A 22,877-nucleotide genomic window follows, 5' to 3' on the forward strand; every position below is an offset into this window, starting at 1 on the left:
AAGGCGACACTCTGCAGTCTCCGATTTGGCGAATCCGATGGCGAGCGAATGTGCGACAAGCCGGGCCATGGGCGACAGATCACCGTCACGCCGAACCCGCTTAGACCATTCCCAGCGGTCTTTCGCCCAACCGCCAGGGCGCGCACCGCGAAGGCTATAAACCTTAGCCATGCGCAGCAATTCCCGTGGAAATGGCTGTGTCAGATTTGTGCCAGTTTAGGAGTTTCGTTCCCGGATCGTTCAGGGCAACATGGGATGAATTCCCAGCCGCCGCAAACATTTCTCTTGTGTATTTAAAGGGCTGCGCGTAATCCCGGCGGCGGGACACCTCTCCCCAACGAGAGGCATTTATCTGTAAGGATACCAGATATGGCACTCACCGCCCCGGCAACGCGCCCGGCCAATCCGCGTTTTTCTTCGGGCCCCTGCGCGAAGATCCCTGGCTTCCAGCTCGACATGCTTGCTGATGCGCCGCTTGGCCGCTCGCACCGCGCTGCAGCTGGTAAATCCAAGCTCAAAGAAGCCATTGAGCTGACCCGTGAAATTCTGGGCGTCCCGGCGGATTACCGCATCGGCATCGTCCCCGCTTCCGATACCGGCGCGGTTGAAATGGCGCTGTGGAGCCTGCTGGGTGCGCGCCCGGTGGAAATGCTGGCCTGGGAGAGCTTCGGCGAAGGCTGGGTGACCGATGTTGTCAAACAGCTGAAACTCGACGCCACCGTGCGCAAAGCCCCTTATGGCGAGATCGTTGATTTTGCTGAGGTTGATTTCAACAAAGACGTGGTCTTCACCTGGAATGGCACCACTTCGGGCGTGCGTCTGCCCTCGGCGGATGTGATCCCGGCAGAGCGCGAAGGCCTGACCATCTGCGACGCCACCTCGGCCGCTTTCGCGATGGATCTGGACTGGGCGAAACTCGACGTCACCACCTTCTCCTGGCAGAAAGTGCTGGGCGGCGAAGGCGGGCATGGCGTGCTGATCCTGTCGCCCCGCGCGGTTGCGCGTCTGGAAAGCTATGTGCCCGCCTGGCCGATGCCGAAGATTTTCCGCATGACCAAGGGCGGCAAGCTGATCGAGGGTATCTTCCAGGGTGAAACCATCAACACCCCCTCGATGCTCTGCGTTGAGGATTACCTCGTCGCGCTGAAATGGGCCCAGACCATCGGTGGTCTGAAGGGGCTGATCTCCCGCTCAGAAGCCAATGCCGATACGGTGAAAAACTTTATCGCTGACAAAAGCTGGATCGCCAATCTGGCGGTGGATCCGGCCACGGCATCTTGCACCAGCGTCTGCCTGAAATTCACCGATGCGCGCATCAAGGACGCGGCGGCTTTCGCCAAATCCGTGGCAAAACGTCTGGAAAAAGAAGGCGTTGCCCTTGATGCAGGCGCTTACCGCGATGCACCGGCAGGTCTGCGCCTGTGGTGCGGCGCAACGGTCGAACAGGCCGATGTCGCAGCGCTGATGCCCTGGATCGAATTTGCTTTCGAGGCCGAGATCGCCGCTCAGGCCTGATCTCTTTGCAGAACTGACACGACAAAACCAGCGGTCAGGGCGATATCACGCCCTGGCGAATGCCCCCTTATATCCCTGAAGGATGAAGCCCATGGCACCGCGCGTTCTCGTTTCCGACGAACTTTCCGAAACCGCCGTTCAGATCTTCCGCGACCGTGGCGTCGAGGTCGATTACATGCCGAAGCTCGGCAAAGACAAAGAAAAACTGGCGGAAATCATCCACCAGTATGACGGTCTGGCGATCCGCTCGGCGACCAAAGTCACCGAAAAACTGCTGCAGAATGCCGCAAATCTGAAGGTCGTTGGCCGCGCGGGCATCGGTGTCGACAATGTCGATATCCCGGCCGCCTCGAAAAAAGGCGTGATCGTGATGAACACGCCCTTCGGCAATTCGGTCACCACGGCCGAACATGCCATCGCCATGATGTTCGCCATTGCCCGCCAGCTGCCCGAGGCCTCGGCCTCGACCCATGCCGGTAAATGGGAAAAGTCGAAATTCATGGGGGTTGAGCTGTTCAACAAGACCCTCGGGGTGATCGGCGCCGGCAATATCGGTGGTATCGTCTGCGACCGCGCCGTTGGCCTGAAGATGAAAGTCGTGGCTTTCGATCCCTTCCTCTCGGAAGAGCGCGCCAAACAGCTGGGCGTGACCAAGGTCGAACTCGACGAGCTGCTGGCCCGCGCTGATTTCATCACGCTCCACGTGCCGCTGACCGACAAGACCCGTAATATCCTCGGCCGCGAAAACCTCGCAAAGACCAAAAAAGGCGTGCGCATCATCAACTGCGCCCGCGGTGGTCTGATCGACGAGGCTGCGCTGAAAGACTTCCTCGACAATGGCCATGTCGCAGGTGCCGCGCTTGACGTGTTTGAGGTGGAACCGGCGACCGAGAACGTTCTGTTCAACCATCCGAATGTTGTCGTGACCCCGCATCTTGGCGCTTCGACCACCGAGGCCCAGGAAAACGTCGCCCTGCAGGTGGCCGAGCAGATGTCGGATTATCTGTTGACCGGGGCCGTCTCCAACGCGCTGAACATGCCCAATGTCACCGCCGAGGAAGCCACGGTCATGGGGCCCTGGATCAAGCTCGCGGGCCATATCGGTGCCTTCATCGGCCAGATGACCGATGAACCGGTAAAGGCGATCAATATCCTCTATGACGGTAAAGTCGCGGATATGAACCTTGCCGCGCTGAACCAGGCGGTGATCGCCGGTGTGCTGAAAGCGCAGAACCCGGATGTGAACCTGGTTTCGGCCCCGGTTGTGGCCAAGGATAAGGGCATCCAGATCTCGACCACCAAACAGGATAAATCGGGCACTTTCGACGCCTATATCAAAGTGACCATGGTCACCGACAAGCGTGAGCGTTCGGTTGCGGGCACGGTGTTCTCGGATGGCAAGCCGCGCTTCATCCAGATCAAGGGCATCAATATCGATGCCGAGATCGGGGCGCATATGCTCTATACCACCAATGAGGACGTGCCGGGCATCATCGGTCTGCTGGGCATGACCATGGGCAAGAACAACGTCAATATCGCGAATTTCACCCTCGGCCGTTCCTCGGTCGGCCAGGATGCGATTGCGATGCTCTATCTCGATGCGCCGATCGACACCAAAGTGGTCGAGACGCTCGAGGCGACCGGCATGTTCCAGCAGGTCAAGCCCCTGGCCTTTGAGGTCTGAGATCGGGCCGGTGCAGGGGGGCCAGCCCCCCGCGCCCCCCGGGATATTTCCGGACAGATGAATAGGAAAAAAAAGGGGCACCATAACCGGTGCCCCTTTTTTTGCTTGTCAGGCGTGATTGCCCCAGGGGCCGTGATGGATGTCTTTGCCATCCAGCCGGTCAAAGCCATGCGCGCCAAAGAAGTCGCGCTGGCCCTGCAGCATATTCGCCGTGCCACGGCTGGTGCGCATCAGATCAAACCATGCCAGCCCGGCCGAGAGCGCCGGCAGGGCATGGCCTTTCAGCGCCGCAGTGGCGACGACCCGGCGCAGGGCGCCATGATGCTTTTGCAGATAGGCGGTGAATGCCGGAGCCAGGATCAGATTACGCGCCGGATCCTCACTCAGGGCCTGGGCCATTTCATCGAGCATGGCCGAGCGGATGATACAGCCCTCACGCCAGACCCGGGCGCATTCCGGCAGCGGCACGCCCCAGCCGAAGCTTTTCGAGGCCGCATCCAGCATGGTGAAGCCCTGGGCATAGCACAGGATCTTGCCCGCGATCAGCGCGCCTTCCAGCTCATCAAGGCTCAGCTCCCCCTGCAGCGCCTCGGGCCCGGCGCCGAAAGCCGCCTCGCCCGCTGCACGTTCTGTCAGCCGCGACGAGACATTGCGCGCCATCACCGCCGCCTCGATCACCGGCACCGGCGCCGCCAGATGCTGCGCCTCAATCGCGGTCCAGCGCCCGGTGCCCTTCTGCCCGGCGGCATCAAGGATCACATCCAGCATGGCCGCGCCGGTCGCAGGATCGGTGGCCCGGGCCACCTTGCCCGAAATCTCGATCAGATAGGATTTGAGGACCCCTTCATTCCAGCCCTCAAACACCGAGGCGATCTCAGCGGCACCCTGCCCCATGCCATCGCGCATCAAACCGTAAACCTCGGCAATCATCTGCATATCGGCATATTCAATGCCATTATGCACCGTTTTGACGAAATGCCCGGCCCCGCCCGGCCCCATCCAGGTGGCACAGGCCTCGCCCTGGTATTTCGCCGCAATCGCCTGCATCACCGGCGCGATCCGGTCCCAGGCGGCACGCGGGCCACCGCCCATGATCGCCGGACCATGGCGCGCGCCCTCTTCACCGCCCGAAACCCCCATGCCGATGAAGGGAACGCCTGCCGCTTCTGCCTCGGCCGAGCGCCGCTCGGTATCGTTGTAATTCGCATTGCCGGCATCGATGATCAGATCATCCGGCCCCAGCAGCGGCCGCAAAGCCGCAATCTGCTGATCAACCGCCCCGCCCGCCGGCACCATCAGGATGATCGCACGCGGCGCGCGGATCGCCGCCACCAGCCCTTCCAGGCTTTCCGTCGGCACGATCTGTGCGGCCAGCTCACCTGCCCCGGCGTGAAACGCCCGGGTCACTTCGGTGGTGCGGTTCCAGACTGCGATCCGGTGCCCTTTTTCAGCGATGTTCAGCGCCAGAGCCGCCCCCATCACCCCCAGCCCGATCAGACCGATCTCTGCTTGCTGCATTCTGACCTCCTTATGCTTTCGCCCGTCAATGTTAGCGCAAACACATCTGTCACTTTGCGCCAGCGGGGGCAAGGCGGGCCTTGCTCTCGGAATGCGCTAAAGCCTAAGCCTTCCGCATCTCAGAAGGGAGCCTGCTCATGCGCAGCTATGCAATCGGCGATATCCACGGTCAGCTCAGCCTGCTGAAATCCGCTCATGAGCTGATTGCCAGGGATATGGAGCGCTATGGCTCTGCGCCGGTGATCCATCTGGGCGATCTGGAGGATCGCGGCCCGGCCAGTGCCGGGGTGATCGATTATCTGATGCAGGGCCAGCAGAGGGGCGAGGACTGGCTGGTGCTGAAAGGCAATCATGACCGGCTGTTCACCCGCTTCATGCAAGATCCCTGGTGGGCCGATCCCTTTCTGTCGCAGCCGCTGAACTGGCTGCATCCCAGGGTGGGCGGCGCCGAGACCATGCGCTCTTACGGCGTCCAGAAAGCCGCTGACCGGCCGGTCGAGGCGGTGCACCGCGATGCCCTCGCCGCCGTCGATCCGGCGCATCTGGCCTGGCTTGAGGCTTTGCCGCTCAGCCATCAGCGCGGCGAGGTGTTCTTTGTTCATGCCGGGATCCGGCCCGGCATCGCCCTGGCCGATCAGGCCGAAGACGATCTTTTGTGGATCCGCAAAGCCTTTCTTGAAGACAGCAGCGATCACGGCCGGCTGATCGTGCATGGCCATACCGCGATTGAGACCCCGGCGCATTTCGGCAACCGGGTGAATATCGACAGCTCGGCCGGCTATGGCGGCCCGGTCAGCGCGATTGTGATCGAGGGAAGCGATGTGTCTGAGCTGACCCCTGAGGGGCGGCGGCCGCTGCTGCCGGGCTGACTTACCAGAGCCGGACCCTGGCCCGGGCCGAGCGGCCTGCCGCATCAATCACACTCAGGGTGACAAAGCCGGTGCCCTGCAGCGGCAGAAAGGTCTCGCGCGCCGCCTCGGCCACCGCCAGCGGCGTGCCATCGGCCAGCCAGGTGAAAGGCCCGGTGCCGCCCGAAACCTTTACCTTCAGCCCGGCGCGCAGCAGCTCGACCTCGGCCCCGTCGGGCGGGAACTCCAGCTTCGGCGCCCCCTCCTCGACAAAAGCGGCATTGCGCGGACGAAAGCGCTGCAAGGGCTGCGGCAGCTGGCGATTAGCCACCAAAAGGGTCGCGGCAGGCGCAGGCGGCTGCGGCGTCAGTGCCGGTTTCAGCCGGCTGAAGGCCTGAAACAAAACCGGCGCGGCGGTATCGGCGCCAAAGGCGCCCGGCACCGGCGTGCCATCGGCCCGCCCCATCCAGACCCCGATCACATGCGCACCGTCATAGCCGATCGCCCAGGCATCGCGGTGGCCGTATGAGGTGCCGGTCTTATAGGCCAGCCGGTTGGCAGGCGCGCCGGGCGGCGGCGCAAGACCGGCCAGAATATCGCTGACCTGCCAGGCCGCCACCGCAGAGACCAGCCTCTGCCCCTCGCCCCGGCCCTCACCCAGACGCCAGCTGAGCGGCAGGGCCACCCCGCCGCGCGCAAGGCCGGCGTAAAGCTGCACCATATCCTCAAGGCTGACCCCCACCCCCCCCAGCGCGACGGCAAGGCCAGGCTCGCCACCAGGGATGCGGTATTTCACCCCGGCCCGGCCCATGGCGGCGATCAGTTTCGCCGGGCCGAAAGCATCGGTCAGCGCCACCACCGGAATGTTGAGCGAAATCTGCAAAGCCTCCCGCAGCCGGATATCGCCGCGATACTGGCGGTCAAAATTCTGCGGCGCATAGCTGCCAAAGGACATGGGCCGGTCCGAGATCAGCGTCTCGGGATGGGCCAGGCCCTCGTCAAAGGCCAGAGCATAGACCAGCGGTTTCAGCGTCGATCCGGGCGAGCGCAGGGCACGGGTCATATCGACAAAGCCCTGGCGGCCATCATCCTTAAACCCGGCCGAGCCGACCGAGGCGAGGATTTCGCCCGAAAGGTGATCGGCCACCACAATCGCGATCTGCAGGCTTTCGCCGCGCGCCGCCACGGTTTCCACCGCCAGCCGCTCGAGCCTTTTTTGCAGATCAAGGTCCAGGGTCAGACGGTGCAGGGGCAAAAGCGGTGCCCCGGCCCGGGCGCGGTCGGCGAGATGCGGCGCATAGGCGGGGAAAGGCTGGCGCAGGCCGGGCACGACCTCGCGCAGCGCCGCCTCAGCCTCCTCGGCCCCGATCAGGCCAAAGCGCACTGCCCGCGCCAGCACCCGGTCGCGCGCCGCCTCGGCCCGGTCGGCGGCGCGGTCAGGACGGCGGCTTTCGGGCGATTGCGGGATCGCCACCAGCAAAGCCGCCTCGGCCGGGGTCAGCCGGGCCGGTTCCTTGCCGAAATAGCTGAGGCTGGCGGCGCGCACCCCCTCAAGATTGCCGCCAAAAGGGGCAAGCAGCAGATAAAGCGCGAGGATCTGGTCTTTTGAAAGCGCGCGCTCCAGCTTCAGCGCCAGCCGCATCTGGCGCAGCTTGCCGCCCATCTCGCCGGTGCTGCCTTCCTCCAGCAGCCGCGCCACCTGCATGGTCAGGGTCGAACCGCCCGAGATCACCCGGCCATTTTTCAGCGCCTGCAGCACCGCCCGGCCCATGGCACGCGGATCAACGCCCACATGGTCGCGAAAGCGCCGGTCCTCATAATTCAGCAGCATCTCAATATAGCGGGCATCAACGCTGGCCAGATCGGCCTTCAGCCGCCAGCGCCCGTCGGCCACGGTATAGGCGCGCAGTAAGGCGCCATCGCGGTCGCGCACCTCGGTCGAGGTCTGGATCACCAAAGGCGGCAGAACCGTCGCATCGACCCAGGCATCAAATCCGTCACGCAGCCCCGCCGCAAGCCAGAGGCCTGCGGCGAAGCTCAGAAGCCAGCGCCCGCGCATGGGACCGCGCCCTGCCTTATTCTGCCGTGACCGTCACCTGGCCGATACCGGTCCGGGCGCGGAAATCGGGGCGGTACATATCCTCGACCGAGGCCGCCGGATGGTGGAACTGCCCGGGCGAGATCGCCCGCACGATGTAAGAGGCGCGGAAGGCATTGCGCGAGGTCCAGTCCACCTGGGTCATGAAGCGCTCCTGGCGGAATTCGGCATGATTGGCGCGGTTCGAGATATCCTCGCCCGGCAGATCATTCAGCCAGCCAAGACCCGAGGTCGATCCGCCCGAAATCAGGTTCGGATTGTCGATCTCAAAGCCTGCGGGCAGCGGATCGGCCAGCAAAAGCCGGGCCGAAGCCTGATCCCAGGGCGTCACGGTCAGCACGACCACCAGGCGATCCCCCGATTTCACGCTCTCAGCCGAAGCGGGCTCGCCCTCCAGGGTGTAATAGGCGCGCTCAAGCGTGAACCCATTGCCGCCGGCAGGCTCGGCTTCTGCCGGGATACCATAGGTCGAGAGGGTCAGGATGGTATCCGCACCTTCGTTTTTCACCACCACCGGCTCAGCCCCATCCTGCAGGATCCGCACCAGCGGCCCTTCGGCGGCAGCGCCATTCAGGGTGATCCCCGAAGTGTCGGGCCGGTCGATCAGCGCATTCGAGGCCATCAGCATCCAGGTCGCTTCCTGGGTCGAAAGATTGCTGCCACGGCTGACCAGACGGTCGGTCAGAGCCTCGCGATCAATCGCCTGCGAGCCGGATTCAACGGCAAGGGTCAGCAATGCCGCCGCATCGCGGCTGTTGGTGCCATAATCGGCGCGCCAGTAGCTCTCTTTGCCGCTTTCAGCCGCGAAACGCTCCTGCATCCTGGTGCCGGCTTTGCGGAACAGCTGATCCGCCCGGGTCTGATCGCCATAAGAGGCCAGAGCCGCAGCCAGCTGGCCCTGGGCCAGCGGCGTGGCGAAATCATCGCCTTTCACATCGGCATAATAGCGCAGATCGCCGATCGCCGCCGCGCCTTCGCGCGCCAGAACCATCAACGCATAGGCCAGAGCCGTGCCGCCACCCTCGGTTTTCGCATCAAATTCGGGCGCATAATTCACCTGATTACGCAGGTTCGACAGGGCATTGCGGAAGGCCAGATCCGGCACCGCATAGCCCTGGGCCTTTGCCCGGCTGAGGAAATCGGTCACATAGCTGTCGAGCCAGAGATCGCCCGAGCCGGTCGACCAGAGGCCGAAACTGCCCGAGGAGGCCTGGCGCGTCAGGATCTCGGCCACGGCCTGTTCGACCCGCCCGCGGATGTTATCGGCGCCTTTCAGATCGAGCAGCCGCGCCATTTCATCGAAATAGATCAGTGGCAGTGCGCGCGAGGTCATCTGCTCGGTGCAGCCATAGGGATAGTGATCCAGCGCAACCAGCAGACCCGGCGCATTCAGCCGTGCCAGCGGGCCGATGGTCATCACCGATTTGCCGCTGCCCGGCTGCAGATCGGCAAAGACTGCCTGATCAAAGGTAAAGCTCTCACCCGATTTCAGATCGAGCCGCGAGATTTTCGCCACCTCCGGATCATTGGCCTGAACCGGCAGGGTCAGCTCTTTGACCAGGGCTTTGCCTTCGGGCGTGGTCAGGGTGACGGTGATCTTATGGATCCCCGGCAGCAGGGCGGTGACCGGAACCTCAATCACCTGTTTGCCATGCTCAGCCAGGGTGACATCCGCCGGGAAGGCGCCAAGGGTCACGCCCTCAGCCGCAGCCGTAACCGACATTTTGCCCGAGGGACCGCTGGCATGGACCAGCTCGAGCAGCAGGCGGCTGGCATCGCCCGGCGCCATGAAGCGCGGCAGCGAGGCGGTGACCACCACCGGATCGCGCACCAGCACCTCTTTATCGGCCTGGCCCACCCCGGTCTTCGACCAGGCCACCGCCATCACTTTCACCGAACCGTTGAACGAGGGCAAAGTGAACGAGGTCCGCGCATAGCCATCTGCGCCCACCTCAAGCGGGCCCGAGAAATAGGCCACCAGCTCTTCGGTGGGAGGCGGAGCCTGCAGGCGCGCCTGGGCGCCGGCATCACCACCCGAGCGCACCTCACCCTCGGCCCCGTTCAGCCCGTCGATCAGCCGGCCATAGATATCGCGGATGCCGACGCCCAGCTTACGCTGGCCGAAGAAATGGCCCTGCGGATCGGGGGATTTAAAGGCGGTCAGGTTCAGAATGCCCTGATCGACCGCAGCGATGGTGACATAACCGGTCTCACCCGGCTCAATCCCCTCAACCTTCACCGCCACATCCAGCGCCCCGCGCGGATCGACGGCATCGGCGGCCTCAACTGTCGCCTGCAGCGCGCGTTTGCCCGGATCGATTTTGGCATAGGAGAGGCCAAGTGCGCGCGAGGGCACCCGGCCCGCCGCCACATCCATCGGTCGCAGCACCGAGGCCGTCACATAGACCCCTGCGCCCCAGTCATCGGTGACATCGAGCGCGATCAGGTTCTCGCCCTCGCTGACCTCGACCGCTTTCATCCCGACCAGACGGTTCGAGACCACGGTGACCAGTGCCGTACCGGCTGCGCGCGGCACGATGCGCAGCTGCGCCTGGTCGCCCGCTTTGTAATCAGGCCGGTCAAGCGACAGCTCCAGCGTGTCAGGCGTCGCGCTGACATCGGCAGGCGCATACCAGCCCGAGTAGAAGCCGGTCGAGCTGACCACCTTGCTGCCGCCGATCTCTTCCACTTTCAGCTCATACTGACCCCAGTCGACCTTGGCGCTGATCTCAGCCGGATCGCCGCCGAGGCTGGCCGCGCCTTCCGCGACCACGCTGCGATAGGTCACCGGCTCCCAGTTCCAGGAGCCATAGCTCTGATACCACTGCCAGTCGGTCTGCAGACGGGTCAGGGTCCATTTCACCTCCATCGGCTGCGGCGCCAGATCCGGCCCCAGCGCGATCAGGCTGAACCTTGCCTCTGATCCTTCGGCCACCACACCGTCAAATCCCGGTTTGACGCCGATCATCGGCCCGTCGGGCGTGACTGGTACTGAGAGGCGGCGCTCGACCGGACGGCCCGAGCCCTCCGACACGCGCAGCACGAAATCGGCCTGCAGCGGACGGTCCACATTTTCCGCCACCGGCAGCGCCGCATCGATATAGGCCTTGCCATCTTCCAGCGTTTCCGCGCCGCCAAGGCCTTCACTCAGCGTCTCAAACGGCTGGTCATGGCGGCCAAAGACATAGCCCGGGAAGGCCGTCAGGCCAGGCGCCGCGCGCAGGAGCACCTCACCCTCGACCGCGAGACCCGCAGCAGGCGCGCCAAAGAGATATTTCGCATCCAGCGTAAGCGCGGCCACCGGCTCGCTGAGCGAGAGGGTTTCCCCTTCGGTTTTCAGCGTGAAATCAATGCGTTCCGGCAGGAAATCCTCGACAAGGAAGGTCTTGCGGGTCAGCGCCTCGCCTTTGGCATCGGCCAGAATGGCCAGAGACCAGACCCCGCGCGGCGCCGATCCCGCCACCGACAGCTCAAAGACATAGCCGCCGGCGCCTTTATCCTCGACCAGCTGGCGCGAATATTCGACCCCATCCGGGCGGGTCAGCACGGCGGTCAGCGGCAGGCCCTCGACCGCTTCGGCGACCGGATTGCGGGCCACAGCGGTGGCATAGACCGTCTCACCGGCGCGGTAGGCGCCGCGATCGGTGGTCAGGAAGACATCGACCGGCGGCGCAGGCTCACGCCCCTCAACCCCCCGGTCCGACAGGTCAAATTCCGGATCGGTCAGCGACAGGAAAGAAATATCGCTGTCGCCATCGCGCAGAACGATCATCGCCGGGGCCTGGGCCCCGGTGCCACGCGCGAGGCCTGCATCAAACCGGGCATAGCCCTGATCATCGGTGGTGGTGGTGCCAAGCACGGCATTGGCGCGGCTCAGCAGTTCAGCGGTGACCCCGGCTTTCGCCCCGGCGCTGGCAAGACTGCGCACGAAGACATGCAGCCCGTCGACGCCCGAAAGCGTGGTCACCCCCAGATCCGAGATCACAAACCACTGCCAGGCCGGTGCGGTATCATAGCTGTCCGAGCCGGGAATAGCGGCACGCAGAGCGTAGATCCCGGCCTCTTTACCCTGCAAGGCCTCGCCCAGCGGCAGGCGGGTGGTGACATCGCGGTTCACCTCACGCAGCAGCCTGGCCTCGCCCTTCCAGACGCTGGTGCCGATATCGGCCCGGAAATCATATTCCTGGTAATAGGCCATCGGCGTGCCGAAGTAATATTCCTGGATCGAGCGCAGCATATTGCGGTCGGTGACCTGATAGAGCTCCAGCTCGATCGTATCGATATTCACCGATTCCACCGGCAGGGCCGCATCGCCGGTTTTCGGCAGCACATAGCCCCGGCCCGGGAAGCGCACCGCAGCAGCACGGTCGCGGATATACATCGACAGCTCGATATCTTTGGCGAGGCTCTGGCCATCAGCGGCGGGCAGGCCCTGACGGAAGGTCAGGCTATAGCGCTCGCCATGCTGCACGCCGGTCAGGCAGAGCTGGCGCTGATCGGGCATCTCAACCGCAAGACCCGCGCCCGGCAGTTTGATGTAATCGCTGTAATCCACACCGGTTGCCACCAGATCCTCGGTAAAACGGGCACAGATACGCGGCCGGGCCAGATCGGCCTCAACCACATGATCCTCGATGCGGAAACCATATTTACCCATCGCGGTCTCGAGCAGCTGCGCGGTATCGCTGCGCTGCTGCAGATCCTGGGCCAGACGCAAAGCCGGGACCATTTCGCGCCCCATGCCCTGCTGTTCCAGATCCAAAGCCATCTGCACCAGCAGGCTATGGCGCTGTGCCGGATGCTCCGAGCGCAGATAGCCATTGATCGCCGCCAGCAGCGCGCGCTGGCGATACCAGTAACGGTTATTCTCATCGCGATCAGCGGTCTGCGAGGCGCGGCGGGCATATTCCAGCCACAGATCGGGGCGGTCCTCGACATTCAGCGCCGCGCCGGTGAAGGCGGTGGCCATGATCATATCGCCCTGGGCCTCGGAATCTGCGGCTGACTGCAGATGTTCCTCCGCGCTCCAGCTGCCGCTGGTATGGGTGCGGCCGAGCGAGCTGGCCATATCCAGCGCTTCGCTGAACAGATGGGGAGGCAGGAAATCCAGCTCGGCGCGGCGGCTGCTTGCAAGGCCCGCAGCCGCGGGCGGTGCGCTGACGATCCGGGCCGAGATCGCGCCCTGGAAGAAGCTTTCCTCGCCTGGGCCCTGTTTCAGGAAGCAGCTGTTATTGCGGCTGTTGAAAGTATAGGCCTCGCAGCTTTTATTCGCGATACAGGCCCGCTCACAGGCATCCGAGGTTGTATCAAATACAGAAGAGAAATCGCCGCCCGGCAGATCAGCATCGCTGCTCACAATCGCGCGACGGGCCGGAATCAGCTCTTCGGCGCTGAGCGCGGATGGGAGTGCAGAGACCGCCAGGACCATGAAAAATCTGAACAGTTTCCGCATAACGCTCTCTCTCCCTACCAATAACCTGTGACAGACTGCCACGCGCATAAATCCACGACAAGGCGCACAGCCCTGCGTTGTCTTTAAGTCCTGCTTCACTTTTTACGGTAATGCTAGTGGTGAAAACCTTGCCTGCCGGCGAGAGGGGAAATGTCGTACCCCCGCTCTCCCCCGGGCAAAGCTGCGCTGCGCCGCCAGCGTGATGATCCGCCTCAGAAGGAGGGTGCTGTGAGCGATATGCCGATGCGAAACCCGCTGAGCGGGCCCAGCCTGCCAGTGCCGGCACCGCCCGAAACCCCCGGCAGGTGCCCGGACGCGGCTTTTTCCGGCAAAACAGCGCCGGGGCTGCGGATTGATCTGGCGGATCTGGCCGCAGCGGCACTTGAAGACCGCCTCTCGCCCTCTGCCCGGGCCCCGGCCCGGCCGCTGGCCGCCGCACCCCTCCGGCCTGCCGGAAGCGCCGCCACGCCGCCGCTGTTCAGCCCGCCGCCGCCGCTGTTCGGCGCCGGGCTGGCACGCCCCTGCCCGCCGCCCCGCCCCATCCCCCGCCCCGGCCCGTGCCTCGAGACGCCCCTGCGGCTGCTGGCGATGGAGGAAAACCTGACCTGCCAGCAGGTGCTGCGAAAATTCTGTGCCAGGTTTAATGTCATCCTGGCATTTGCCGGTCAGACCACAGCGCTGGCGGTGCCGATGGCGGCCTTTCGTCCTGATCTGGTCCTGCTCTCGCTCCCCGCCAGCGCCGGCGCGGCCGGGATTTTTGCCGATACTCTGGCCAGGCTGCGCCGCGAGACTACAATCCAGCCGCTGATCGCGGCTATGGCAGAACCACACAGGCGGCAGGAGCTGCCGCCCGGTCTGCTGGCCCGGCTGGATGGCTGGCTCGATAAGCCTTTGCGCCGCTCGGGCTTTGCCGCCCTGCTGTCACTTTGCGGGCACCATCAGCCTGGCCCGGGCTCAGGCGACGTCACGCCCGGCGTTTTCGAGAATGGTCAGGAAAGCCGCGCCAAAGCGTTCGGCTTTCAGCGGCCCCATGCCCTGCACGCGCTCCAGCTCTGACAGGCTGCGCGGGCGGCGTTCGGCGATCTGGCGCAAAGTGGCGGCAGTGCAGGACAAAGGCTTGCCGGTGCCATCCTCGCCCCGCGCCAGCCGGATCTGAGCCTCGGCCAGCATATCATAGACCTGGCCTTCCGCCCGGCCCGCCAGCGCCATGCGCGCCGGATGCGGCACCCCGGCTGTGCCATCTTCGGCCAGGCGCAAAACCTCAAGGAAGGCCAGTCCATAGCTTTCCAGCTTTTTCGCCCCGATGCCGGTGATCCCGGCCATGGCATCAAGGCTGGAGGGGCGTCTGGTCGCCAGCTCGATCAGCGTGCGATCGGCAAAAATCACATAGGCCGGAACACCCGCCGCCTCGGCCAGGGCGCGGCGCTTTGCTTTCAGCGCGGAAAGCAGCGGCGCATCCTCCTCGGCCACCAGCGCTTTGGCGGTGAATTTGACCCCTGAAACCGGCGCCGGTTTGCGCAGCATCACGCTCTCTTCGCCGCGCAGCACCGGGCGGGCCGCTTCGGTCATGCGCAAAGCACCATGGCGCTCACTATCGGGGCGGACCAGATCACGCCCCGACATCTGCAGGAACACGGAGGTCCAGGCCCCTTTCGACATCTCGCGGCCCACGCCAAAAGTCGGCAGCTGATCATGGCCCCGGCCCCGGATCCGCTCATTGCTGGTGCCGGTCAGAATATCGATCAGATGGCCGGCGCCATAGCTTTCGCCGGTGCGCAGCACGGCGGACAGCGCCTTGCGCACCGCTTCGGTGCCGTCAAACACTGCAGGCGGGCTGGCGCAGAGGTCACAATTGCCGCAGGGCCCGCTCGCTTCGCCGAAATAAGACAGCAAGAGCTGACGGCGGCAGGCCAGGGCCTCCGCGAGGCCCAGCAAAGCATTCAGACGGCCGTGATCCGCCGCCTTACGCTCTGCCGGGGCCAGGCCCTCATCAATCTGCGAACGGCGGTAGCGGATATCTTCCGCGCCATAAAGCGTAAGCGTTTCAGCGGGTTCGCCATCGCGGCCCGCCCGGCCGATTTCCTGGTAATAGCTTTCAATTGATTTTGGCAGATCGGCATGGGCCACCCAGCGGATATCGGGCTTGTCGATCCCCATGCCAAAGGCCACGGTGGCGACGACAATCAGCCCGTCCTCGCGCTGAAAACTGGTCTCGACCGAGCGTCTGACCTCGGCCTCCATACCGCCGTGATAGGCGAGAGAGGAATGCCCGGCCTCACGCAGCGCCTGGGAGAGGGTCTCGGTCTTGGCGCGGGTGCCGCAATAGACAATGCCCGACTGGCCACGCCGTGCCGCCGCATAGCGCAGGATCTGCTCGCGCGGGCCATCCTTGGCGGCAAAGGCCAGATGGATATTCGGCCGGTCAAAGCCATGCAGGAAGGTTTCGGGCGTCTGGCCGTCAAACAGCCGGGTGACGATCTCGGCCCGGGTTTCCTCATCCGCAGTGGCGGTAAAGGCGGCCAGCGGCACATTCAGGCTGCGGCGCAGCGCGCCGATGCGCAGATAATCGGGGCGGAAATCATGGCCCCACTGGCTGACGCAATGCGCCTCATCCACCGCGATCAGCGAGACATTGACCCGGCGCAGCAAAGCCTCGGTCGCGCCGGTAGCAAGACGCTCCGGCGCCATATAAAGCAGTTTCAGCCGCCCCTCATCCAGGGCCTGAAACACCGCTTCGGTCTCTTCATCGGTATTGCCCGAGGTCAGCGCCCCCGCCTCAACCCCGGCCTCGCGCAGGCCGCGCACCTGGTCGCGCATCAGCGCGATCAGCGGTGAGATGACAACGGTCACCCCCTCACGGCACAAAGCAGGCAGCTGAAAACACAAAGATTTTCCACCACCCGTCGGCATGATGGCAAGGGTATTGCGCCCCTCGGTAACCGCGGCGACGATCTCGGCCTGACCGGGCCGGAAGGCCTGAAAGCCGAAAATATCCGCCAGAAGCCTGGCGGGTTCGCTGCGGTCTGGCGCGCCCATCAGTAGAAGGCGGCGGCGTTATTGGTCAGCACGATGCGCAGGGCATAGATCGCCAGCAACACCGCCAGCGGCGCCAGATCCAGCCCGCCCATCTGCGGCAGAATGCGGCGCACCCGGTCATAGACCGGCTCCAGCAGGCGGTTCAGCCCGTACCAGATCTGCGCCACCAGCGGCTGACGGATATTCAGCACCTGGAAATTGATCAGCCAGCTGAGGATCACATGCGCCAGCACAATGAATTGTGCCACATCAAGGATCAGCATCAGGATCTGGAAGAGAGAGGTCATCGCGCCCTCGTGGTTTTATGACTGCCCGGATTTGGATGAGAGGTAACCTGCAGCGCCCGGAAGGGCAATCCCCGCCCCGCCCTGCCTGAAGCGCGGAAGGTTCGGACGCCGGGTAAATCTTGACCTTCGCGTCAGCTTTCGTCACCTCCCTCTTAGCCACGGGCCTCACAGCCTGGCGCGCCGGGGTAAAGACCAGGTTGAAGGAGCCGGAAATGTATCCTCTCATTCGGATGATGGCGGTTTTCCTGCAGGCCCGGCGGGCGCCACAGATTCAGGCTCTCGACACCCTGGTCAGCCACCATATCTGTATGCCCTGGGATATCGATCCCTGGATGGAGCTGAACAACGGCCGCACGCTGACGCTTTATGATCTGGGCCGGATCGGGCTGGCCGCGCGCACGCCCCTGGGCAAAACCCTGCGCCAAAGGCGCTGGGGCATGGCGGTGGCCGGGGCCTCGGTGCGCTACCGCAAAAGGATCCGCGCCTTTGACCGCTTTGAGATGCGCTCGCGCCTGCTCGGCTGGGACGAACGCTTCCTTTACCTTGAGCAGAGCATCTGGCGCCAAGGCGAATGCGCCTCGCAGGTGCTGATCCGTGGCGCGGTGACAAAGGGCGCGCGCGGCATCCTGCCGCCCGCCGAACTGGCAGCCGTGCTGGGCCTTGCGCCGGAAAGTCCGGCCCTGCCCCGCTGGGCCATGGCCTGGATCGCCGCAGAGGCCGAGCGCCCCTGGCCGCCCGAGCCCGCCCCTGCCGCCAGGAGCTGAACTGCCCGCACCCAGGCTACCTGCTTGCCTTAGCCGGGATTTCGCGATTCACTCGGGTCCTGGAGATAAGGGGCAGTGTAAATGGTCAGTGCGAAGAAACGGATCTGGGGATGGTATTTCTTCGACTGGGCCAGTCAGCCCTACAGCACCCTGCTGCTGACCTTCATCTTCGGCCCCTATTTCGCGGAAATCGCCAGCGGCTATTACCTCGGCACCGGGCTTGATGCCGATGCGGCCGATGCCGCGGCGCAAAGCTTCTGGGGCTGGGGCATTGCCGCCAGCTCGGCGATTATCGCCATTCTCGCCCCGATCCTCGGCGCGATTGCCGACAGCACCGGGCGGCGGCTGATCTGGGTCTGGATTTTCTCGGCCTGCTATATCATCGGCGCCTGGGGGCTGTGGTGGGTGGCACCGGGGGGCGAGATCGGTATGCTCTGGTGGGGCGTGGCCTTCTTTGGCCTTGGCTTTATCGGCATGGAATTTGCCACGATTTTCACCAATGCCCTGATGCCCTCGCTGTCCGATCACGAGGATCTGGGGGCAATCTCCGGCTCGGGTTTTGCCTTTGGCTATCTGGGCGGGGTGGTTGCCCTGGTGATCATGCTGGGCTTTTTCATCACCGCGCCCGACACCCGCTCGGAAATAGACACCGCCGTGGTCTCGGCGCTGGAAGAGGGAGAGCCGCTGGTTCCCGATGATGACAGCCTCGCCGGGCCGGAACTGGGGATTGTCGGCGCCACCGCCTCTGAGATTGATCAGGGGCCGCGCACCTATCTCGGCCTGCCGCCGCTGCTGGGCGAGGATGCCGAGACCCGCACCGGCACCAGGATCGTCGGCCCCTTCACCGCGATCTGGTTCATTCTGTTCATGATCCCCTTCTTCCTCTGGGTCAGAGAACCGAAGACCGAGGCCCGGCCGTTGCAGATGGGCCGCGCCATCAGTGATCTCAAAGAGCTGATCCTGTCGCTGCGCTTTCGCCGCAGCCTCACCGCCTATCTCGGCTCCTCGCTGCTTTACCGCGATGCGCTGAACGCGCTTTATGCTTTCGGTGGCGTCTATGCCTCGCGCGTGCTGGGCTGGTCGATCGGCCAGGTCGGAATCTTCGGCATCATCGGCGCGGTGGCGGCGGTCTTTGCGGCATGGCTTGGCGGGCGGGCAGACCGCGCCTTTGGCCCGAGGCCGGTGATCGCGGTCTCGGTCCTCATCCTGACCCTCGTCTGCCTCGTTCTGGTCGGCATGACCCGCGAGCAGATCTGGGGCATCGCGCTCGATCCGGCCTCTTCCACCCCGGATCAGCTGTTCATGATCTGCGGCGGCCTGATCGGCGCGGCAGGGGGCTCGGTTCAGGCCGCCTCGCGCACGCTGATGCTGCGTCATACCACGCCTGAGCGCGCCGCCGAAGCCTTTGGCCTCTTCGCGCTCTCGGGCAAGGTCACCAGCTTCATCGCCCCGGCGCTGATCGCACTTGTCACCATGATCTCCGGCTCGCAGCGCATCGGCTTCTCGCCGCTGATTGCCTTGTTCCTGCTCAGCCTTATCCTTCTGGCCTTCGTTCACCCCAAAGGGGAGCAATCCCGATGATCCGTTTTCCGCGTTTTCTGAGCATCCTGTGTCTTGCCCTGGCTCTGCCGGTTCAGGCCGGGGCGCAATCACTGGCCAAAGACCTGTTTGGCAGCCACCGCGCCCCCTCGGCCCAGGCCGCCATGCCGATTGGAGCCTATTCCAAAGGCTGTGCGGCCGGGCTGCTGAAAATGCCCGAGAACGGGCCGCACTGGCAGGCGATGCGGCTGTCGCGCAATCGCAACTGGGGCCATCCGGTAATGGTCGAATATCTGATGGACCTGTCCTATGCCGCCACCCGGATCGGCTGGGGCAAGGGGCTATATATCGGCGATATCAGCCAGCCGCGTGGCGGGCCGATGATCACCGGCCATGCCAGCCATCAGATCGGCCTTGATGCCGATATCTGGTGGCTCGCGCCGTCACGGCTCGATCTGAGCGTGGCCGAGCGTGAAAGCCTGTCCTCAATCCCGATGCGTTCGGCCGATCAGCGCTCGGTGACCCGGGCCTGGAGCCCGGCGGCGCGCAATCTCCTGCAGGTCGCAGCCTCAGACCCGCGCGTCGACCGGATCTTTGTCGCCGCCTCGATCAAGCTGGAAATCTGCAAATCGGCAAAGAGGTCGGACCGCGAATGGCTGCGCAAACTGCGCCCCGTGGCCGGACATGACACGCATTTCCATGTGCGGCTGAAATGCCCCTCCGGTTCAGGCGGGGCCTGCGAGACCCAGAGCCCGAGCGTGGAAGAGCTGTCAAAGGGCGGCGATGGCTGTGATGACACGCTGACCTGGTGGGTCACCGATTATCTGAACCCGCCGAAAAAGACCGGTAAACCCGCGCCGAAAGACGAAGACCTGCCGAAGAAAAAGCATCCGCGCCAGTTCACCATGGCTGATCTGCCTGCGGCCTGCGCCTCGGTCGTTTCCTCGGACTGACATGCGCTCCGGGCCCGAAAGGGCCCGGAGGCCTCCGGCGGGGATCTTTCAGGGACAGATGAAATCGGCCCGCTCACGCCCCGCTGCTGATCCCTGCCCCGCGCTTGACGCGGCCAGGGGCGCGGCGTAGATGCCGGTCTGTACGCGCTCTGAGCAGCGCCAAGTGTCCGCTACCTTGTCAAAACGGAATTATATCCATGACGCGTCTTCTGCCTGGCATTATTGCCATGGCGGCCATTGTTCTGGCCTCCAATATCCTCGTGCAGTTCCCCTATGGGGAATTTCTGACATGGGGCGCTTTCACCTATCCTTTCGCCTTCCTCTGCGGCGATATCATCAACCGGGTGCAGGGCGCGCGCGCTGCCCGGATCGTGGTGCTGTTCGGCTTTATCACCGGGCTGATCTGCTCGCTGATCGGCTCGCAGATCAGCGGCGAGTTTGGCCCGCTGGTGACATTGCGCGTCGCGCTTGGCTCGGCTCTGGCCTATCTGGTCGGCCAGATGAGCGATGTCTCGGTGTTCAGCGCCTTGCGCGGCCGGGCCTGGTGGCAGGCGCCGCTTGCCTCCACCCTGGTCTCGTCCTCAATCGATACCGTGCTGTTTTTCAGCATCGCCTTCTCGGCGCCATTCGCCTTTCTTGAGCCCTCGGTCGACACCTCCTGGGCCTCGGAACCCGTGGCTTTGCTGGGCTTTGGGCCGCTGGCACCGTTCTGGGTCTCGCTGGCGATCGGCGACTGGTGTGTGAAAATCAGCCTGGCTTTGCTGGCCCTGGTGCCCTTCCGCATCATTACCCGACGTCTGATCACAAAATATGCGTAATTTCACTTGATTGACACAAAATCTGTGTCAGCATCGACCTATCGGAAACATTCGAAAGGAGGTGATCCAGTGTCTAGAGTGATATTGGAGAGGGGTGTCAAGACAGTCAGAGGGGGTGTTTTCTGAGGGCAGCCCCTCAGCGGACAACCAGCTGATTGGGCCATTATCCTAACTGGCCCATCTCCTGAGAACTCGGAAAGGGTCGCCATACCGGCGGCCCTTTCTCTTGTCTGCCAGCGCTCTTTCAGGCAGGCTCGCAGGCCCCTGCCCTGTGCTTCTGCCCCTGCGGATCCGTCTCGCCATGCTTTATATCACCGAAAGCCTCTCTCTCGCCGACTGGGAGCTGAGCGAGAGCTTCATGCGCGCCTCGGGCCCGGGCGGGCAGAATGTGAATAAGGTCGCAACCGCAGTCGAGCTGCGCTTTGAGGCCGAGCGCTCTCCGCATCTGGCGCCCGCGGTCAAAGCCCGGCTGAAGCGGATCGCCGGACGCAAATGGAGCCAGGAGGGGGCGCTGATCATTCAGGTCGATGAAACCCGCAGCCAGGCCCGCAACCGTGAAATTGCCCGCGAACGGCTGGTCGAGATGATCACAAAGGCGCTGACCGCGCCGAAGAAACGCATTGCCACCCAACCAACCTGGGGCAGCCAGCAGCGCCGGCTGAGCGCAAAAACCGCGCGCGGAACGGTCAAATCGCTGCGCGGGGCCGTCAGTGATGACGACTGAGGCGGCAGCCGGGCATCAAAACAGGTTGCCAGCGACAGAGCCAGGGTCTAGTCAGCGCGCGAATTGTGACAATTTCCTGAGGATTTTGTCACTCCTATGTGACGAGAGTTGAATGACCGACCCCCGCCCGCCCCAGATAAACCGCTTCAAGACACTCGACAAAGACCTGGACCGCCAGAGCGTCTTCGAGCATGCCGCCGATGCGGTCTCGCGTCCCATTGTGGCGCTTGGCATTGCCGCGCTGTTTATCGGCATCTGCGCCCTGATCGCCGCCGCCTTCGCCGGTGAAGGCCAGACCATGCTGATCATCACCGCTGCGGCAGGGTTCGGGGCCTATATGGCGCTGAATATCGGTGCCAATGATGTGGCCAATAATATGGGCCCGGCCGTGGGGTCAAAAGCCCTGACCATGGGCGGGGCGCTGATCATCGCCGCTGTCTGTGAAACCGCAGGCGCGCTGATCGCCGGCGGCGATGTGGTCTCGACCATTGCCGGTGGCATTGTCGCTCCCGAAGCGGTTGCCACGGAAAGCGTCTTCGTACGCGCCATGCTGGCGGCGCTGATCGCCTCGTCGCTCTGGCTGAATATTGCCACCTGGGCCGGTGCGCCGGTCTCGACCACCCATTCCATCGTCGGCGGCGTCGTCGGTGCCGGCATCGTCGCCGGAGGCTTTGCCGCGGTGAACTGGGGCATGATCGGGCAGATCGCCGCCTCCTGGGTGATCTCGCCCGTGCTGGGCGGAATTTTTGCCGCGCTGTTTCTTGCCATCATCAAGGCCCGCGTCAATGATGTGCCCGATAAGCTGGCCGCGGCCCGGATCTGGGTGCCTGCCCTGGTCGGCCTGATGGCGGGCACTTTTACCACCTATCTCGCCACCAAAGGCCTGAAGAAGCTTATCGATATTTCCGGCCTGACCGCGGCGGGTCTCGGCCTTGCCGTCGGTCTGCTGGTCTGGGCCTGGATGCGCCCGGTGATTGCGCGCAAATCCGCGACCATGGAGAACCGCAAGCGCTCGCTGAAACAGCTGTTCGGCCTGCCGCTGGTCGCGGCTGCCGCCCTGATGTCCTTTGCCCATGGCGCCAATGACGTCTCCAATGCCGTTGGCCCGCTGGCGGCGATTGTTCATGTCGTTCAGGGTAATGGCATGGCGGCGGGATCGGTTGGCCTGCCGCTGTGGATCCTCGCCATCGGTGCCTTTGGCATCTCCTTTGGCCTGATGCTGTTTGGCCCAAAACTGATCCGCCTCGTCGGCGATCAGATCACCAAGCTGAACCAGATCCGCGCCTTCTGCGTCGCGCTTTCGGCGGCGATCACCGTGATCTTTGCCTCGGCACTCGGGCTGCCGGTCTCCTCCACCCATATCGCGGTGGGCGGCATTTTCGGGGTCGGCTTCTACCGCGAATGGGAGGCCGAGCGCCGCGCCCGCAGGCAGAACCTGCATAAAGGCACGCCGCTGTCCGCCGAAGAGCGCCGCCGCCGCAAGCTGGTGCGCCGCCACCATGTCGTGGGCATTGCCGCCGCCTGGGTGATCACCGTGCCGGCAACGGCGCTGATTTCGGCCCTGGTGTTCTGGCTGCTCGGCACCCTGATCTGAGCCCTGCCCCCTGCGGCAAAATCAAAGGCCCCCAGGCGCAGATGCCG

At 64.2% G+C, this 22,877-nt stretch carries 15 protein-coding genes; 10 read left to right on the top strand and 5 right to left on the bottom strand.

Annotated features, from left to right (window positions below; all coding sequences use genetic code 11):
- Positions 1 to 369 precede the first annotated feature (369 nt).
- Positions 370 to 1,515, top strand: coding sequence for a phosphoserine transaminase (locus H0485_RS13645; RefSeq protein ID WP_226936440.1), 1,146 nt, complete (start codon positions 370 to 372; stop codon positions 1,513 to 1,515).
- Positions 1,516 to 1,606: 91 nt separating this feature from the next.
- Positions 1,607 to 3,199: a phosphoglycerate dehydrogenase gene (gene serA / locus H0485_RS13650; RefSeq protein WP_226936442.1), complete on the top strand. Its 1,593-nt coding sequence runs from the start codon at positions 1,607 to 1,609 to the stop codon at positions 3,197 to 3,199.
- A gap of 108 nt (positions 3,200 to 3,307) precedes the next feature.
- Here the strand turns inward: serA and gnd are convergent, their stop codons facing one another.
- The gene (gnd, locus tag H0485_RS13655) at positions 3,308 to 4,717 is read right to left on the bottom strand and encodes an NADP-dependent phosphogluconate dehydrogenase (RefSeq protein ID WP_226936443.1); all 1,410 of its coding nucleotides are present in this window, start codon (positions 4,715 to 4,717) and stop codon (positions 3,308 to 3,310) included.
- A 137-nt stretch (positions 4,718 to 4,854) separates the two neighbouring features.
- On the opposite strand from gnd, the gene H0485_RS13660 reads away from it, so the two are divergent.
- Positions 4,855 to 5,586, top strand: a complete 732-nt coding sequence (locus tag H0485_RS13660; RefSeq protein ID WP_226936444.1) for a metallophosphoesterase family protein — start codon at positions 4,855 to 4,857, stop codon at positions 5,584 to 5,586.
- Position 5,587: 1 nt separating this feature from the next.
- Here the strand turns inward: H0485_RS13660 and pbpC are convergent, their stop codons facing one another.
- Together pbpC and H0485_RS13670 are read right to left on the bottom strand one after the other, a co-directional pair.
- The gene (pbpC, locus tag H0485_RS13665) at positions 5,588 to 7,624 is read right to left on the bottom strand and encodes a penicillin-binding protein 1C (RefSeq protein WP_226936446.1); all 2,037 of its coding nucleotides are present in this window, start codon (positions 7,622 to 7,624) and stop codon (positions 5,588 to 5,590) included.
- Between the two features lie 16 nt (positions 7,625 to 7,640).
- Complete coding sequence (locus tag H0485_RS13670; protein ID WP_226936448.1) at positions 7,641 to 13,115, bottom strand: alpha-2-macroglobulin family protein; 5,475 nt, start codon at positions 13,113 to 13,115, stop codon at positions 7,641 to 7,643.
- 228 nt (positions 13,116 to 13,343) lie between these two features.
- On the opposite strand from H0485_RS13670, the gene H0485_RS13675 reads away from it, so the two are divergent.
- Complete coding sequence (locus tag H0485_RS13675; RefSeq protein WP_226936461.1) at positions 13,344 to 14,171, top strand: hypothetical protein; 828 nt, start codon at positions 13,344 to 13,346, stop codon at positions 14,169 to 14,171.
- Here the strand turns inward: H0485_RS13675 and recQ are convergent.
- The gene (gene recQ / locus H0485_RS13680; RefSeq protein WP_226936463.1) at positions 14,070 to 16,151 is read right to left on the bottom strand and encodes a DNA helicase RecQ; all 2,082 of its coding nucleotides are present in this window, start codon (positions 16,149 to 16,151) and stop codon (positions 14,070 to 14,072) included. The two genes, H0485_RS13675 and recQ, sit on opposite strands and share 102 nt — an antisense overlap.
- Entirely contained in the window at positions 16,151 to 16,438 is a 288-nt protein-coding gene (locus H0485_RS13685) for a YggT family protein (RefSeq protein WP_226936465.1), read from the bottom strand. The genes recQ and H0485_RS13685 overlap by 1 nt, the downstream gene beginning before the upstream one ends.
- A gap of 212 nt (positions 16,439 to 16,650) precedes the next feature.
- Between H0485_RS13685 and H0485_RS13690 the strand changes: the two genes are divergently transcribed.
- The 6 genes from H0485_RS13690 to H0485_RS13715 all read left to right on the top strand — a co-directional run bounded on the left by H0485_RS13690 (position 16,651) and on the right by H0485_RS13715 (position 22,830).
- Positions 16,651 to 17,202, top strand: a complete 552-nt coding sequence (locus H0485_RS13690; RefSeq protein WP_226936467.1) for an acyl-CoA thioesterase — start codon at positions 16,651 to 16,653, stop codon at positions 17,200 to 17,202.
- A gap of 81 nt (positions 17,203 to 17,283) precedes the next feature.
- Complete coding sequence (locus H0485_RS13695) at positions 17,284 to 18,783, top strand: MFS transporter (protein WP_226936468.1); 1,500 nt, start codon at positions 17,284 to 17,286, stop codon at positions 18,781 to 18,783.
- Positions 18,780 to 19,694: a penicillin-insensitive murein endopeptidase gene (mepA, locus tag H0485_RS13700; protein ID WP_226936470.1), complete on the top strand. Its 915-nt coding sequence runs from the start codon at positions 18,780 to 18,782 to the stop codon at positions 19,692 to 19,694. Before H0485_RS13695 ends, mepA begins: the two co-directional genes overlap by 4 nt.
- Positions 19,695 to 19,891: 197 nt before the next feature.
- Positions 19,892 to 20,512 carry a queuosine precursor transporter gene (locus H0485_RS13705; RefSeq protein WP_226936472.1) on the top strand — a complete coding sequence of 207 codons (621 nt, stop codon included), beginning with the start codon at positions 19,892 to 19,894 and terminating at the stop codon, positions 20,510 to 20,512.
- A 301-nt stretch (positions 20,513 to 20,813) separates the two neighbouring features.
- Positions 20,814 to 21,236: an alternative ribosome rescue aminoacyl-tRNA hydrolase ArfB gene (gene arfB / locus H0485_RS13710; protein WP_226936545.1), complete on the top strand. Its 423-nt coding sequence runs from the start codon at positions 20,814 to 20,816 to the stop codon at positions 21,234 to 21,236.
- A gap of 112 nt (positions 21,237 to 21,348) precedes the next feature.
- Complete coding sequence (locus H0485_RS13715; protein WP_226936473.1) at positions 21,349 to 22,830, top strand: inorganic phosphate transporter; 1,482 nt, start codon at positions 21,349 to 21,351, stop codon at positions 22,828 to 22,830.
- Positions 22,831 to 22,877: the final 47 nt, after the last annotated feature.

The sequence above is a fragment of the Pseudogemmobacter faecipullorum genome, from assembly GCF_020539525.1.
In the GTDB taxonomy this organism is placed as follows: Bacteria; Pseudomonadota; Alphaproteobacteria; order Rhodobacterales; family Rhodobacteraceae; genus Pseudogemmobacter; species Pseudogemmobacter faecipullorum.